We start from the raw sequence: 15,280 nt of genomic DNA, 5'->3' as shown, positions 1-15,280 counted from the left end.
TCGATTATTATTGTTGAATGCAGGCGGTATAGCCCGGCTCCAGTACAAGTTGAGTTCAAATTTAAGTTGCGTAAAAAAAGTCCCAAGAAGTGAAGTAGATGAAACTTATCTTAACAGATAGGTTTTTTAATTACTTTCTTTCTCCAGAGGATATTAATGTTGGTGAGAAGGAAGAAGTCTACCGTAGTATGGCAGGCGGAGGTAAAAACATGAGACTTATTGAGGCCAGGGGATTGACTAAGGAATTTAGGATATTCAGCAGAAGCGAAGGCGTAATGGGTGCGTTTCGGGACCTGTTTTATCGCAAATACCGTATACTTCGTGCTGTAGATAATATTGATTTTGCCGTTGACCGGGGGGAGATGGTAGGATATATTGGGGCTAATGGGGCCGGAAAATCCACTACCATTAAAATGCTCACCGGGATACTTGTGCCAACTGAGGGCGGGGTTACAGTTAACGGTTACGTTCCTCATAAGGACAGAGAGTCTTATACCAGGGGTATCGGGGTGGTTTTTGGGCAGCGCAGCCAGCTTTGGTGGGATATCGCTGTTATTGAGTCTTTTAAACTGCTGCGGCGGATATATGATGTGTCGAAAGAGGATTTTAATCGCCGACTGAAGCAGTTTGATGATATCCTGGGGTTAAACAGTTTCCTTAATCTTCCTGTCAGGAAGCTCAGTCTGGGCCAGCGGATGAGGTGTGATTTGGCTGCGGCTTTGCTGCACAACCCGGCTATTTTGTTTTTGGATGAACCTACTATTGGTTTGGATGTTCTGGCAAAATCAAAAATAAGGGATTTTCTGAAAGAAATAAACAATGAATATAAGACAACAGTTATCCTCACTACCCATGACCTGGGAGATATTGAGGCCCTTTGCCCCAGGGTGGCCATAATTGACCAGGGGAAAATGCTTTATGACGGCTCTGTGGAAAATCTGTATTCACAGTGGGGTCAGGACAAGCTGGAAGACATAGTAAAGAGAATTTATATGGGACAAAAACCGGAATCAGACTCAGCAGGGGGAGGCTTTAACTTTGTTTAACCGCCTGTTGCTTTACCTGGAACTGATTCGGATGGAGTTTGTTAATAACCTTGCTTATAGGTCGTTTTACTTTACCGGTATTCTTAATTATTCTATCCAAATAGGGGCATACTTTTTTTTGTGGGATGCCGTGTATGCCGGAAACAGAGTTATCGGGGGCCTGGACAGGGAAGAAATGATAACATATGTTATAATAGCTTGGGTAGCACGTTCATTTTATTTCAGCAACCTCGACCGTAGGGTCGGTACAGATATCAGGGAGGGTAAAATCGCCCTTGAACTTATCAGGCCATATAGTTACCAGATGGTCAAATATGCCAGGTCATTTGGTGAAGGCATATTCAGGATGCTTTTCTTTGCGTTCCCGGCCGGTGTGGCTATTTACCTGATTCGGCCATTTACTCTTCCAGACAGTTGGGGTAGTGTGGTTATATTTCTGATAACTGTTTTGGGAGCGTTTATGATTAATGCTCAGATAAGTTTGATTGCAGGGTTTGTGGTTTTCTTTACTAAAAGTCCGACAGGTGTATATAAGGCGAAAAGGGTTATCATGGACCTCTTATCAGGGCTTTTGCTGCCAATAACTTTTTATCCCGGCTGGGCCATAGACATAATTCAAATACTTCCTTTTCAGACAGTAAGTTATATGCCAAACATGATTTATCTTGGTAAAATCAGCGGTACTGCCGCTTTAAAGGTCATGGGACTGCAGGTATTCTGGATAGCAGTTCTAGGTGTTTTGGTTCACCTGTTCTGGCGCTTTGCTGTAAAGCGTGTTGTTATCCAGGGAGGTTGATAAAGTGGACATAAATATGCACAGCCCAGCCGGACGGGCAGTCAGATATTTGACAATATTTATCCAGTATCTGGCCCAGTACACAAAAATAAAAATGGCATATAGATGGGATTTCTTTGTACATATATTAACAGAGTTTTTACAGCAGTCGGTAAGCTTGATTTTCATCTTTATAATATTTTCTAAGGTTCCTGCTATTCAAGGCTGGACCAGGGACCAGGTGTTATTTATATATGGATTTTTCCTGTTGCCTTTTGGCCTTTACAGCGGGTTTTTCAACCATCTTTTTGACGTGCCGGAAAAGTATGTTCTTTTGGGTGAGTTTGATCGTATACTTGTTAGGCCTATGAACGCCTGGTATCAGGTGGTTCTTGAGACCATGCGGCCTGAACTGCTGTTGAGCATGATAGTTGGAATTATTATAATGATATATTCCGGGAGTAACATGAACATGGTTCCTGTTTGGTGGGACTTGCCCCTGGCAGTAGTATTGGTTGCCGGAGCAGCTCTGGTTTATGCGGGGGTATATACATTCCTGGCTAGTCTGGGATTCTGGACTGAAGGGAATCTTGGCCTGATGCCAATGGTTTATAACCTTTCACAGTATGGCAGGTATCCTATGACCATTTATCGGGGGCCGGTGAGGTTTATACTGACCTGGATACTTCCTTTTGCATTTGTTGGTTTTTATCCGGCAACCTTAATAATGCATAGGTATGAGTATATCGAATATGCATTGTTGACTCCTGTTGTTGGAATTGTTTGTTTTGTTATTGCTTATCTGGTTTGGGAAGCTGGAATTAGAAGATACCGCGGAACCGGAAGCTGATTACCCGTGGGTGCAAGTGGATAAGCATGATGCTAATCAAGATGATGAAATCAACATATGGAAGGTAGGTGTAATAGTTTGGCCTTAATTTTTTATATCCTGATTGCAGCCGGGGTAGGAGCTGCTTCCAGTATACAGGTAATTCTTAACAGCAACCTTAATAGAACTGTCAACCTGCCCTTAACTGTTCTGGTAGTTAATACTATTGCTATGATTAGTTCCCTGGTTATTTACATTGTGTTCAGCAGGCAGAGTTTTACAGTTCTTAAAGATGCTAACTGGTACGCCTTCTTGGGTGGGGTGCTGGGTCTGGTGATTGTTATGGGCAGTACTTTTCTGATTCCCAAACTGGGTGTTTCGATTACTATAGGTGTTATTATTGTAGGTCAGCTCACCTTTGCTATGATTGCTGACCATTACGGTCTGGCAGGGGTGCGGCAAATTCCAGTCGACCCAGTTAGGATGGCCGCTTTGTTATTGATGCTATTTGGTGTATATTTGTTTTATAAATAATTGAGATTTTCGAAGATGATCATAAAATTCCTTGTGCTAAACAGGAGGTAAAACTGTGGAATATTTCAAGCAGATTATTGTGGATGCCGGTAAGGAAATGATTAAAAGGAGCCTTACAGTAGCTACATGGGGGAATCTTAGTGTGAGGGACCCTGAGAGTGGATACATTGTGGTTACTCCTAGCGGGATGGATTATCAAACCTCTGTTCCTGATGATATGGTGGTGTTTGATAGAAATGGCAGTATGATAGAAGGTAAACGCAGACCTTCAATAGAAAAAGACCTGCATATTATGATTTATCAGCAACGTCCGGATGTCAATGCTATTATACATACTCATCCCATTTATTCTACGGTATTCGCTGTAACCAGGCAGGGCATTCCTGCAATTACCGAGGAATTTGCCCAAGTTGTAGGATACAGTGTGAAGTGTGCCGAACATGCCCTGCCCGGGACAAAAGAACTGGCGGAGCATGCCGTCAGGGCATTGGGTAAAGAAAGGGCCGTACTCCTGGCCAGTCATGGTACTGTTTGTGTTGGGCCTGATATGGAAACAGTTTTTAAGATATCTGATATTCTGGAAAAGACTGCTCAAATACTTATTTTAAGTAAAAATATCGGGACCCCCAGGATTATTTCTAAAGAAGATGTAAAAGTAATGCAGGACTTTTTAAAGACCGGTTACGGGCAACGTTAAATGCTAAAACCAGGTTTTCGTTGCCTGCTAACATAATTTTGACCTTATGGAAACGGGACTAACTAGTTAGTAATGAGTTAGTCCCGTTTTTTTGGTTCAAATTACCAAAAGGAATAGCTCGAAAAATGTCGAAAAAAATACCAAACAAAGCCATTATGAGGAGGTGCTGGCAAAACACCCAAATAAAACAAACTAAAGATGCAGCTATGTTAATAAGGAGGGAATTATGGTTGTAAAAAAAACTATCATTTATGTTACCATTTTTGTTGCTGTTGTTACTATTTCCTTGTTCCTGTCACCGTTTCCTGCTATGGCTGCCGAAGGTTTGGGAAGTGAATATTACCAGGTTCAGTCAGGGAATTCCTTGTGGCTAATTAGCTTAAAGTATCAGACAACCCCTGAGGCCTTGATGGAACTGAATAACCTGGTTTCTACTGAGATTTATCCGGGTCAACTGCTGAGAATTATCGGTTCCTCAAGCTCTGCTGGGGAAGTTGCGGATTCCATCAGGTATATTGTCCAGCCGGGTGATAGCCTCTATATAATTGGGCGAAAGTTTGGCACAACTGCTGAAGTTATAATTGGCGCCAATGGGCTTAAATCGACTGAGATATATCCCGGACAGGCCTTGGTAATACCTGGGCAGTCCCAAAGGCAGCACATTGTTAAGGCCGGAGATACCTTGTACCTGATTGCTAAAAAGTATAATACATCTATTGATAACCTGGTGAAGGAAAACAACTTACAAACAACGGAGTTATGGCCGGGCCAGCTTCTTCTGGTACCTGCCGCCGGCATCGGGATATCCAACAATTCTGGCAGCACTGAAGGTGGTACAGTGCCTGAAGCTGCAGCCGGTCAATGGAGTCCTGTTCCGGAAGGGGTGAGTTTATACCATGTCCGGTCAGGCGAAACCCTCTGGCTGCTGGCACAGCGGTATAACACCACTCAAAATGCCATTATGACAACAAACCACTTACATACAAATCTCCTTCAGGTAAATCAGCCTCTGTTTATTCCACAGAACAGCCAAAATCCGGTTAATATAGTTTACCCGGCAGCCACACAAAAAACTGGTTATGGCATGCTCTATGACTGGGAGTACGTATCATGGATACTTGATACCCAAAATACAGCGGTATTAAAAGACCTGATAACCGGAAAAAGTTATCAGGCACGCCGCCTTGGTGGCTCCAACCATGCCGATATGGAACCATTAACTGCGGAAGATACGCGCATTATGAAGGAGATATTTGGGGGATCATGGAGTTGGAACCGGCGGGCAGTTCTGGTTTATGTTGACGGAAGGGTTATAGCAGGATCTATGGCAGGCATGCCCCATGACATCCAGACCATATCGGACAATGATTTCCCGGGACATTTTGACCTTCACTTTCTGAACAGCAGGACACATAATACCAATAGTATTGACCCGGAACACCAGGCAATGGTGCAAAAAGCTGCGGGCAATTAAAGCATCATTTTTCATATCGTGATTAAACATTGAAGTGGGGCTGTCTCATATGTAAAAACCTTATGGGAACAGCCCTCCCCTTTCTTTTAATGCAATTGCGGGTTTAATCATAGAAATATGTCGAAAATTTTTACTTGATATAGTGCGATACTTGGCGATTATTTCATAAAAAGTAAAGGGAAATAAAGGAAAAGTTAAAATTTTGTCGAAAAACAGATAACAGTAATATTTTTATTTGGGGTGAAATGCTTGAATTCTTGGTTTAGGGGTTTAAATAAGCAAATACTTGCTCTAACTCTTAGCGTAGCTCTAGGTGCATCATTTGTTCTGGGTTTGTCTGCCCTGCTGGTATTTTACAAGCAATCCAGGGATCAGGTGCTGGAGAGGAACAGGGAAATTGCCGGGTATATTTCCAATGAGATAAATATTCGTATGTCACGTGCTTTGGATGTCAGTGATTATCTGGCCATGGACCCTGCTATAAGGACAATGGACCCTGCTATAATTCAGCAGGAATTGGCTCGTCTTTTTTCAGTTATCAATAATTTTGACGGGATTATCCTCACGGACAATAAAGGGGAAACAGTGGCAGTTGTACCCGAGACATCGAAGCTCATTCCAAATTTATCACAGCGCAGCTGGGTTAAACAGGTTTTGCTTAGTGGCCAACAGTATATTTCTGAACCTTACTTAGCATCAAACGGCAATGATTTGATAGTACTGGCTACCCCAATTAAAGATGATATAGGTAGAGTTATTGGTATTATCGGAGGAAGTATGGACTTGAAGAAAACCACCAAATTTTCAACTATTATCAGCAGCAGATTATATAATCCGAAAATGGATGTCCAGGTAATCGATAAAAATGGCATGCTTATATATAATTCACATAAGGACCTTATTATGCAGAAAGCTAAACCCAGTATTGTTACAGAAGCCCTTTTAAAGGGAGAGGGCGGCTCATATGCACTGGAAATCAGTGACCAACCGTATCTTATTGGATATGCTCCAGTGGAAAAACTGGGCTGGGGAGTAATTGTTACTTATCCTTCCGATTCCGCTTTCCAGTCAGTAGTCTATTTAAAGAATTTAATAGCAGCGATTACCTTGTTGCTAAGTATAATAGTTTTTTGTATTGCCTACCGCGAATCAAAAGCTATTACCAAACCTCTGCAAAAGCTTATGGAAGGTGTTAAAAGAGTGGCCGAGGGTGATTACCATTTTAATGTAAATGTTTCTTCAAATAATGAGATTGGGGTTTTAGCGGATTCTTTTAATGCGATGGTGGAAAGGATCAAGGACATGAGGGAGGATATCCTTGAAAAACAGGAAAAGCTCGAAAAGGCCAACATTGAACTTAAGATTATGGCTATTACCGACGGTCTGACAAAACTATATAATCATAGATATTTCCAGGATTCTCTAGGAAAAGCGATTTCTCTTGCGCGGCAGGAAGGAAAGTCTGTAACCCTGATGATTCTTGATATTGATTCTTTTAAAAACTATAATGACCTGTTTGGACACCAGGCAGGTGACAGACTGCTTGAGGAATTGGGTCAGCTGTTAATCCGGGAACTTGGCCCTAACGATATGGTTGCCAGGTACGGGGGTGAGGAGTTTACAGTTATTTTATATGATTCCGATAATGATAGCGGTGTTTTGGCAGCCGAAAAGGTTAGGGCTGCGGTGGAAGCATTTCCTTTCCCAGGGCGTGAGCAGCAGCCTGATGGAAAAGTGACAATTTCCATAGGTGTGGCTTCATTTCCAGAAAACGCGAAAAGCAAGGAGGAACTCGTCAGGCTTGCCGACGAGGCCCTATATAAAGCCAAGTGTTGTTCCAAGAATAAAGTGGAACTATATTTCTCCGTATTAGATGACTTGAAACACGATTTGAATAAGTCGGAAGCGGAACTCATCAATTCAATTAAAATGCTGGTAAGGATTATCAATGCTAAGGATAAATATACATACGGTCATTCGGAGCGGGTTGGCAGGTATGCTGTCTCAATTGCCGAGGAAATGGGGCTGCTGCTTGAGGAAGTGAAGATAATCAGAATGGGAGCATTCCTGCATGATGTGGGGAAAATCGAAATAAGCAGAAGCATTCTGATGAAAAAGGGACCACTGAGTGAGGAAGAGTTTGAAACTATCAGACAGCATCCTTTTTGGGGAGCTGGGATTATTAAGGCTGTGGAATCCCTTCATCCCGTAATTCCACTGATTAAATACCATCATGAACGTTTTGACGGTTCTGGATATCCACTTGGATTAAAGGGGAAGCAGATTCCTTTACATGCACGAATATTGGCTGTTGCCGACAGTTTTGATGCTATGACTACCAACAGGCCATATATGAAAAGTAAAAATCTTTATGAAGCCATCGAAGAACTGAATCAATGTTCAGGTAAACAATTTGACCCTGAGATTGTTGATGTTTTCTTGGATATTCTTCAGACAGAAAAAGTCAAGGTAGGCTGATTCACAGTTTGATAAATTTGGTAAGACGGATGAGTACTTTTTTAATAAAATTATACCAGGCATAGTTATATATTAAAGAAAATGAAGCGTAGAACGGCAGTACTGCAAAAATTGTGCTTTTTTCCAGGGAATAACCGAAAGCAGGAAACCCGAGGACGTAAGTAATAAACAGCAGTCCGGTTGTAACTGCTGCGGTGCCGGCAAGGATGGCACCCTGCGGTTTTGTAGAGTAATGAAGGCTTATGCCGATAACAAGTCCCAAAGGTGCCATAATTAAGGCAAAAGCAGGTAATCCTACAGGTCGGATTAACAGTGTCAGCCATCCGGAGATAATGGTACATGCCACGCCTCCCCATGGACTGATAAATGCTGCCAACGCTATAGGTAAGCTGCTGAAGAAACTAAGCATGTTACCAGGCCCGGGAAACAGGGCTGCCGAAACCTGGAGCAGTCCGGTAAGTGAGGCTAGAAGCGAGTACCGGACCAGGCTGGTCACAGAAATATTTTTGTTTTTCAACAGATGTACCTCCATAAATGCTTTTGAAGCATACGTTCATTTTTGAGAGACTTCTATTTTGAGAGACTACTATAATATATATACAAAAGAACGGAGCAATTTGCTAAAAACAGCAAATTGCTCCATAAATATTTGTATCCCATAAATATTTGTATCGGTTTTTGCAGAAAATAAAAAATATAACTTGGCGGGAACGTGTGGGAATCGAACCCACCACGGACAGGATCGCTGCCCGTCAACTGGTTTTGAAGACCAGGCGGGCCACCAGGCCCAATCCGCTCCCGTAAGCAGATTATATTATAGCATAACCATCAAAACAAAGCAAATCAGTTTACTTTTAATTAAGTTTATGAGATAATATATTCGAAAAAACTGTGTGTTTTAGGAGGTGGTTTAGTGTTCGGCTTAGGTTTTCAGGAATTGGCATTAGTACTTGTTATTGCTCTTGTTATATTTGGCCCGCGCAAACTGCCGGAAGTAGGCCGGGCAATGGGCAAGGCTTTAAATGAGTTTAGAAGTGCTTCTAGAGATATCCAGAAGGAAATTAATGAAGCTGTGAAAGAACCAGAAAACAAAGAGTCGGTTTAGGAGCAGGATGTATCTGCTCCTTTTTTGGCATAGGAAAGTATAAATTTTATCTTATCTGCATAAAAAGGCTAAGCTTCGCCTTATAGCATATTTTGCGCTTAGCGAAGCTAAGCCTTTTAGTTTTTGTTGTTGGCAGGAATTTTTCGTGATATATCGAATATATTGCAATTGAACAATTTGTATGACTGTTTCAGACAAATTTTTCCTAATAATGTGTTTTACAATAACAGGGTTTTAAAATTATGACAAGACAGTGGATTAACGAGCGGGTGAAATGATGAAGGGGTTTGGGCTGTTCAACATTATAAAAGACGAAATAGATTTAGTAGAACAAGAATTGCATAAAGTTGTTAAAACTAATGACCCGTTATTAACGGAAACTGCTGCTCACCTCCTTAAGGCAGGAGGTAAGCGATTGAGACCGGCTTTTGCTTTGGCTGCCGGTAAAACATGTGCCGGGCCTTCTGATAAATTAATTCCTCTGGCCACAGCATTGGAGCTTATTCATATGGCCAGCCTGGTTCATGATGATGTGATTGATGATTCCTATACCAGGCGAGGCATACCGACTGTCAAGGCAAGCTGGGGAGACCAGGTATCTATTTACACCGGAACATATCTTTTCGCCCAGTCTCTTATTCTGATTGCTAAGTGTGATCACCCGGTTATCAGCAAAATTCTGGCAGATATTAGTGCTATGATGTGTGAAGGCGAGATTGAGCAGATAGTAACTACTTTTGACTCCCAGCAGACGTTAAAAGACTATTTTTTCCGAATTAAGAGAAAGACTGCTTTACTTATTTCTGCCAGTTGTGAACTGGGTGCTGTTGCGTGTGACGCCCCTCCATATCACATCAAAGCTCTGAAGCGCTATGGGTATTATTTGGGCATGGCTTTTCAAATTACCGATGATATATTAGATTTTACAGCCAGTTCGCAGGAATTGGGGAAACCGGTCTGCAGTGATTTAAGGCAGGGGATTGTTACCTTACCGGCTATTTATGCACTTTTTCTGTCGGACAAGCGAAGCAGGCTGGCGGAAATTATTCGAAAAAAGGCAAAAAAGGAGGGTGAAATCCTAGAGGCTATTAATATTATCAAGGAGTGTGGAGCCATTAAGAGGTCTATTGAACTATCCGAACGCTATCTTACAAAAGCAAAAAAACAACTGGATTATCTGCCTTCGGGCAGAGCAGCCAACAGTCTAAGAACTATTGCTGACGTTATTGGCAAACGAAGGTTTTAATAATCATTAAAATAAGGCCGGATAATTATATTTGCAAGAATTTATTTACTTATCAAAAAATTCCAAACAAAAGAAGGGTTTTGTCATTTTACGTAGAATACGTTTTATATTCAAGAATCCGGAGTAACTCTGGCTCTAAAAAGATTCTTAATTTTTTTTTAAATGGAATGTGATTTGTAGTGCAAGTAACCAAATGGTTGAGGGAGGCTGGTTTAATATGGGGATACGAAATAACCTAAAACTTTTTATTCTGGTCATGGGTATTCTGTTATTTTTATTGTTGGCTGCAGTAGGCGGGTTTTCACTGACCAAGTCGCCTGACCTATGCAAAATGTGTCATAATGCTATGCAGCCGGAGTATGTCACCTGGCAGAATTCTTCCCACAACAATGTAGCATGTATGGACTGTCATAAGGAATCGAATCTTATTAACATGTTCAAGGAAAAAATCGGAACCCCCGGTCAATTATTTCATTATTACACTACCGACAATAAGGAATATATTCCTATCACAATGAAGAGTGAACTTCCCAATCACCTGTGTGAACAGTGCCATTCAATGAAAACTAGGGCATTTAGTCTGCCAGGAGATCTTAAGGACCCTCATGAGTATCATGAAAAGGTCGGCGTTGGCTGTGTTAAGTGCCACTCAGGTGTTGCCCATGGCAATATTGCCGGAAGGTCTGTTGCCACAGACAGTGAAATTGCGGCCTGGAGCGATAAGGAAGGCAAGGAAAACATGACAATGGAGTTTACCAGGCCTGATATGGATACTTGTGTTGCCTGCCATATCAATCCTGCCAAATATGGGGTAACAGGAGTAGAAAGTGTTACATGGGATTGCGGTGCTTGCCATGAAGAAATATTTACTCCTAATTCACACAACCTGGTTTCCTGGACCAGGAATCACGGTGTCGATGGAGCCGGACAGCTTAAAGACTGTGTAAGCTGTCATGCCATGGGTGTAGAACCGACATTTGTTGCTGATGGCGTAATAAATAATGTTGTTAAATCTGAAGTTACTGTAAAAGATTTTGCGTGGACCACAGAGTTTTGCATTAACTGCCATAGTCAAATGCCGGACGACCATAAAGATAAGTCCAAGTGGATGCCATCTCATAAGAATGCTGTTCAGAGCAAGGGTATGAGTAACTGCACCGCGTGTCACAGTATCCAAAAACCCAAGGCAGGAGAGACTCTGCCATCACCTGCTAAGGAAGTTGCCTGTAACAAATGTCACTGGTTTTAGTGGTTTCGATACTGTTAACGGTATTATGAACAGGGGTCCCGGGGCAGGCTTAACGGGAGTCTTCAGTGGGGGATATGGGGATGTTTACTAGGCTTAAGCTTAATTTAGAAACAATAGAGAGATGGTTAAAGAGATTAATTCTTATAAGCGGAGTGTTAACCATATTGATTGTTTTGACTATTGGAGCCACCAGGATAACAATGAATTCCGAATTTTGCTCCAAGTGTCATGTAATGACACCCGAATATGTTACTTGGAAAGCATCTTCACATGCAAGATTTTCCTGCACTGATTGCCATGTGAAGCCCGGAATCGGCAATCTTCTGCTCAATAATATTTCTGCAACTAAACTACTCTATCTATACTATACCGGCACATATAATCGTCCGATTGAAATGGATCATATGTTTGAGGATCAAATCTGCACCGGTTGTCATTCCATGAAAAGGGAATTCACCCCGTCGGGGGATTTGATTATCCCGCACGATAAACATGCCGCCAAAAATGTTTTGTGTATCCAGTGCCATGACGGGGTAGCACACGGCGCCATTGCTGCCAGGAGGCTTACTGAAGACGGCAGATATGATGCTTGGACAATGGAAGTGGGCAGGATGCAGATGACCAAAGAGAATACTGAGCCTAAAATGAACAGGTGCTTGGCTTGTCATATGGAACCGGCCAAGTTTGGGATAAAAGATATTGAAACTGTTACCCAGGCTTGTGAGGCCTGCCATACGCAGATTAGCATGCCGCCTGACCACAAAGTTGAAAATTTTACTTCAAACCATAGTTTACTAGTGGAGAAGGAAGGCCTGGAATACTGTAATAAGTGCCACTCGTATTCATTGGAGGCTAAGGATGTTCCAGGGGAAGACCCGGTTGCCAGGTATGCCAGGGGTAATGTCTTCTGTTACGATTGCCATCAGAAAAGGCCGGTTGGGCATACAGGGGATTGGGGGATGATCCACAAAAAGGATGTTCCCAATGGAGATGTATCAGGGTGTCTGGTCTGCCACAATAATGCTAAACCCACTCCTGAAAACAGGGCGGTACCAACGTATTGCGCCAAATGCCACAGTAAAACGAATAATGGTGCAGAGCCTGGAGGTGAAGAAAAACCTGACGGAAAGGATAATACTTCCGGGCAAAATGGGTCTAGCGAAATTAAATTTGAAAAATATCATCCCGGTGGATGGCTTACTTACCATCCGACTGTTGTCAAAGAAAAAGGTGCCAGCAACGAAGGCTGCTGGAACTGCCATGATACTACACACTGTTCAAGATGTCATACCAACAGTTTATAGATGTTATTTAATTAGCATAAATTAGTCATAATGACCAGGATTGTGTATAAAGCAGGGGAACCCGGTTCTCCTGCTTTTGCCGGGTTTTTTTACTGCAATTTTCAGAAAATATTATTGTTACAGAAGGAAAGTTGGTATGTTGTGTCGTACTCTATTAATTAGGAAAATCAAGGGATGATAAAACATAATAATTTTCTCTAATCTTATTACCATGTTTTTGCGATATATAGTATGAAGAGTAATATATATATAAATTTATAATGTCGAATTGAGTCTAAACTATAATTGATGTTAGAACGCAATTGTGTATTGAACATCAATGGTTAAGAACGGCGAAAGGAGCCGTAATATGGAACGTAATAGGATATTGGTTTTCGGTTTGTTGTTGGTGATGGTTACTGGTATATTAATATCACTACCTGCCGTTCGCAATAAGATAAGTGATTTTTTGCAGTCATTCCAATCTGTTCCTGCCGATACTGGACCGAAACTGATTGAAAGAGAATCTGATAAAGAGGTTTGCGGCATCTGCCATTCTGATAAAAGCAGAGATTTCAACAAACAGTTTCAGCATGCGCCATTTGTTAAGTGGTACTGCAAAGATTGTCATGCGCCGCATAATGTCGGTTCTGGCAAACACGAGTTTGTGGTTGATATCGACCAGCTCTGCAGCACCTGCCATTTTAACCGGCTTGATGAAACCACTTATGTTTATCAACATAAACCATACATGATGGGACATTGTACGGACTGCCATGACCCACATGCATCTGATTACAGGTATTTGTTGAGAACTTCACCTGCTTCTTTATGTACAGCCTGCCATAAACTGGACTTAGTCTATGATTTTCCGGTTAAGCACAAACCTTATGAAATAGGGGCTTGTTCTGACTGTCATGTTCCTCATGCTTCAAAATACAGGGGAATGACCAGGCTGCCGGGTAAGCAGTTATGCTTTACTTGTCACTATGACAGGCAAAATGAACTGCTGATGCCGGTCCAGCACAGACCTTATGCAACCGGCGACTGTATAAACTGTCACGGTGTCCATGCAACTCCCGGTGAAAAGCTGACATTGGTCGCTGGTAATGGACTTTGTTTAAGCTGTCATTATGGATTAAACGATAAGATACAGCAAGGTTTAAAGAATGGATATGTTCATACTCCGGTTAAAGAAAAATGTACCAATTGCCATGTTCCTCATGCATCAGCGAAACCGGCACTGCTTCCGGAAGCCAGGACGGAGCTGTGTTACCTGTGCCACTCGGCAATGAGGCCGGAATTTGAGAAAACTTCACATCACCCGGTAGGCAATGGCCTCTTGGATTGTGACGGTTGTCATGACCCCCATGTTGGCCCTGGGCCCAACCTGGTAAGGAAAGCCGGGAATGATTTGTGTTATATATGTCATCTTGGTTTGGAAAGTACTTATGAAAGGCTGCAGCATGCTACTAAAGCTGAGGGGGAAGGAGGCCTTGGAGCTTGTACCAACTGTCATGTTCCCCACGGGTCAGATTATAAGCCTTTGCTTATGGATAAGCAGGAACCAATGTGCAACAGTTGTCACCAATCTATTGCCAAAGCCAGGATAAATCACCCCTTTGGGGACAGTTATACCGACCCATGGCGTGGAGGCACTCTGCATTGTACTAGTTGTCATGGGCCGCATGGGACAGATTATGAGCAGTTTACCTTATTGCCCAGATCTCAACTTTGTCTTAAGTGCCACAGTGAAACAATAGATGATAAGCTCCAAATACACAGGGTTATTCAGCCGCGCAATGAAAGCAAACCAAAAACTGTTGATACCCAAGTGCCTCCAAGGGACAATAACAGGACCAAAGTAATTAATAAAAAAGCCGGGACATAATTAAAAAGCTTAGGAAGCCGGAGGTGTAACCATGGAACCTAATTTGAACCAGGATATTGATAAGGGTGTGTTACTCAAGAAAACGGTATTAATTATAATTGTTGTAGCTATTATTGCCATATCTATATTCACTGTAATAGGATATGCATTCTTCTGGCGTACCGCACCTGAACAAAAACAGGATATAGAGCTTAATTCCATTAATTACATAATAGAGGCAAAACCTAACAGTGTTGAGGGATATTTGGCAAAAGGAAATTACTATATCAGAAATGATCATCCTGAGGAAGCACTCAATTGGATAGAAAAAGCTGCAGGAATTGAACCTGATAACAAGGCCGTTCAGTTTAACAGGGGCTTAGCCCTTATGCAGCTCAAAAAATATGATGAAGCGATTAAAAACATGGAGCCACTTACAGATGATAAGGTTTTTGACTTTGATGCCGAGTATTTTATTGGTGCTGTTTATTACCTGAAAGGAGATTACCCAAAGGCTATCGAGAAATTTGGACTGGCGTTGCTATACAATCCAGCTTCTGCTGATGCCCATGTTTTTCTGGCAAAGGCTTATTACAAAAATGGGGAAAAGGATAAGGCTGATGAGCATCTTGCCAAGGCGCTGGCTATGGTTCCGATTATGATGAAGCCCTTGAAGTAAAGAAAATAATTGATG

At 42.0% G+C, this 15,280-nt stretch carries 14 protein-coding genes and 1 tRNA gene; 13 read left to right on the top strand and 2 right to left on the bottom strand.

Going from position 1 to position 15,280, the window contains the following annotated elements; translation table 11 throughout:
* The first annotated feature begins 98 nt into the window (after nucleotides 1–98).
* The 7 genes from ABFY19_RS09595 to ABFY19_RS09565 all read left to right on the top strand — a co-directional run bounded on the left by ABFY19_RS09595 (nucleotide 99) and on the right by ABFY19_RS09565 (nucleotide 7,833).
* A complete protein-coding gene (locus ABFY19_RS09595) occupies nucleotides 99–1,046 on the top strand; it encodes an ABC transporter ATP-binding protein (protein ID WP_418790437.1) in 948 nt (315 codons plus the stop codon).
* Entirely contained in the window at nucleotides 1,039–1,842 is an 804-nt protein-coding gene (locus tag ABFY19_RS09590) for an ABC transporter permease (RefSeq protein WP_418790436.1), read from the top strand. Before ABFY19_RS09595 ends, ABFY19_RS09590 begins: the two co-directional genes overlap by 8 nt.
* A gap of 4 nt (nucleotides 1,843–1,846) precedes the next feature.
* The gene (locus ABFY19_RS09585; protein WP_418790435.1) at nucleotides 1,847–2,671 is read left to right on the top strand and encodes an ABC transporter permease; all 825 of its coding nucleotides are present in this window, start codon (nucleotides 1,847–1,849) and stop codon (nucleotides 2,669–2,671) included.
* 78 nt (nucleotides 2,672–2,749) lie between these two features.
* Nucleotides 2,750–3,184, top strand: a complete 435-nt coding sequence (locus tag ABFY19_RS09580; protein ID WP_418790434.1) for a DMT family transporter — start codon at nucleotides 2,750–2,752, stop codon at nucleotides 3,182–3,184.
* A 55-nt stretch (nucleotides 3,185–3,239) separates the two neighbouring features.
* Complete coding sequence (locus ABFY19_RS09575; RefSeq protein ID WP_418790433.1) at nucleotides 3,240–3,881, top strand: class II aldolase/adducin family protein; 642 nt, start codon at nucleotides 3,240–3,242, stop codon at nucleotides 3,879–3,881.
* Nucleotides 3,882–4,107: 226 nt separating this feature from the next.
* Complete coding sequence (locus tag ABFY19_RS09570) at nucleotides 4,108–5,355, top strand: LysM peptidoglycan-binding domain-containing protein (protein ID WP_418790432.1); 1,248 nt, start codon at nucleotides 4,108–4,110, stop codon at nucleotides 5,353–5,355.
* Between the two features lie 249 nt (nucleotides 5,356–5,604).
* Entirely contained in the window at nucleotides 5,605–7,833 is a 2,229-nt protein-coding gene (locus ABFY19_RS09565; RefSeq protein WP_418790431.1) for a diguanylate cyclase, read from the top strand.
* 1 nt (nucleotide 7,834) lies between these two features.
* On the opposite strand, the gene ABFY19_RS09560 is transcribed toward ABFY19_RS09565, so the two are convergent.
* Both ABFY19_RS09560 and ABFY19_RS09555 read right to left on the bottom strand, forming a co-directional pair.
* Nucleotides 7,835–8,350 carry a hypothetical protein gene (locus ABFY19_RS09560; protein WP_418790430.1) on the bottom strand — a complete coding sequence of 172 codons (516 nt, stop codon included), beginning with the start codon at nucleotides 8,348–8,350 and terminating at the stop codon, nucleotides 7,835–7,837.
* A gap of 185 nt (nucleotides 8,351–8,535) precedes the next feature.
* Nucleotides 8,536–8,633, bottom strand: a tRNA-Sec gene (locus tag ABFY19_RS09555).
* A gap of 113 nt (nucleotides 8,634–8,746) precedes the next feature.
* On the opposite strand from ABFY19_RS09555, the gene ABFY19_RS09550 reads away from it, so the two are divergent.
* The 6 genes from ABFY19_RS09550 (at nucleotide 8,747) to ABFY19_RS09525 (ending at nucleotide 15,265) form a co-directional block, all read left to right on the top strand.
* Nucleotides 8,747–8,938 (top strand): TatA/E family twin arginine-targeting protein translocase, encoded by a 192-nt coding sequence (locus ABFY19_RS09550; RefSeq protein WP_418790429.1) that lies wholly within the window; start codon nucleotides 8,747–8,749, stop codon nucleotides 8,936–8,938.
* Nucleotides 8,939–9,215: 277 nt separating this feature from the next.
* Entirely contained in the window at nucleotides 9,216–10,184 is a 969-nt protein-coding gene (locus ABFY19_RS09545; protein ID WP_418792578.1) for a polyprenyl synthetase family protein, read from the top strand.
* A gap of 217 nt (nucleotides 10,185–10,401) precedes the next feature.
* The gene (locus ABFY19_RS09540; protein WP_418790428.1) at nucleotides 10,402–11,433 is read left to right on the top strand and encodes a NapC/NirT family cytochrome c; all 1,032 of its coding nucleotides are present in this window, start codon (nucleotides 10,402–10,404) and stop codon (nucleotides 11,431–11,433) included.
* Nucleotides 11,434–11,507: 74 nt separating this feature from the next.
* Nucleotides 11,508–12,737 (top strand): cytochrome c3 family protein, encoded by a 1,230-nt coding sequence (locus ABFY19_RS09535; protein WP_418790427.1) that lies wholly within the window; start codon nucleotides 11,508–11,510, stop codon nucleotides 12,735–12,737.
* Between the two features lie 349 nt (nucleotides 12,738–13,086).
* A complete protein-coding gene (locus tag ABFY19_RS09530) occupies nucleotides 13,087–14,607 on the top strand; it encodes a cytochrome c3 family protein (RefSeq protein ID WP_418790426.1) in 1,521 nt (506 codons plus the stop codon).
* 31 nt (nucleotides 14,608–14,638) lie between these two features.
* Complete coding sequence (locus ABFY19_RS09525) at nucleotides 14,639–15,265, top strand: tetratricopeptide repeat protein (RefSeq protein ID WP_418790425.1); 627 nt, start codon at nucleotides 14,639–14,641, stop codon at nucleotides 15,263–15,265.
* The last annotated feature ends 15 nt before the right edge of the window (nucleotides 15,266–15,280 follow it).

This window comes from Phosphitispora sp. TUW77 (assembly GCF_048453025.1).
GTDB lineage: Bacteria > Bacillota > Thermincolia > Thermincolales > UBA2595 > Phosphitispora.
Note: the sequence above shows the minus strand (reverse complement) of the source record. Positions and strands in the feature narration are given on the sequence as shown.

Bases quoted from the DNA above. Each gene is read 5' to 3' on its own strand.
- ABFY19_RS09595 (WP_418790437.1), top strand. From the start codon at position 99: ATGAAACTTATCTTAACAGATAGGTTTTTTAATTACTTTCTTTCTCCA.
- ABFY19_RS09570 (WP_418790432.1), top strand. From the start codon at position 4,108: ATGGTTGTAAAAAAAACTATCATTTATGTTACCATTTTTGTTGCTGTT.
- ABFY19_RS09545 (WP_418792578.1), top strand. From the start codon at position 9,216: ATGAAGGGGTTTGGGCTGTTCAACATTATAAAAGACGAAATAGATTTA.
- ABFY19_RS09540 (WP_418790428.1), top strand. From the start codon at position 10,402: ATGGGGATACGAAATAACCTAAAACTTTTTATTCTGGTCATGGGTATT.
- ABFY19_RS09535 (WP_418790427.1), top strand. From the start codon at position 11,508: ATGGGGATGTTTACTAGGCTTAAGCTTAATTTAGAAACAATAGAGAGA.
- ABFY19_RS09530 (WP_418790426.1), top strand. From the start codon at position 13,087: ATGGAACGTAATAGGATATTGGTTTTCGGTTTGTTGTTGGTGATGGTT.
- ABFY19_RS09525 (WP_418790425.1), top strand. From the start codon at position 14,639: ATGGAACCTAATTTGAACCAGGATATTGATAAGGGTGTGTTACTCAAG.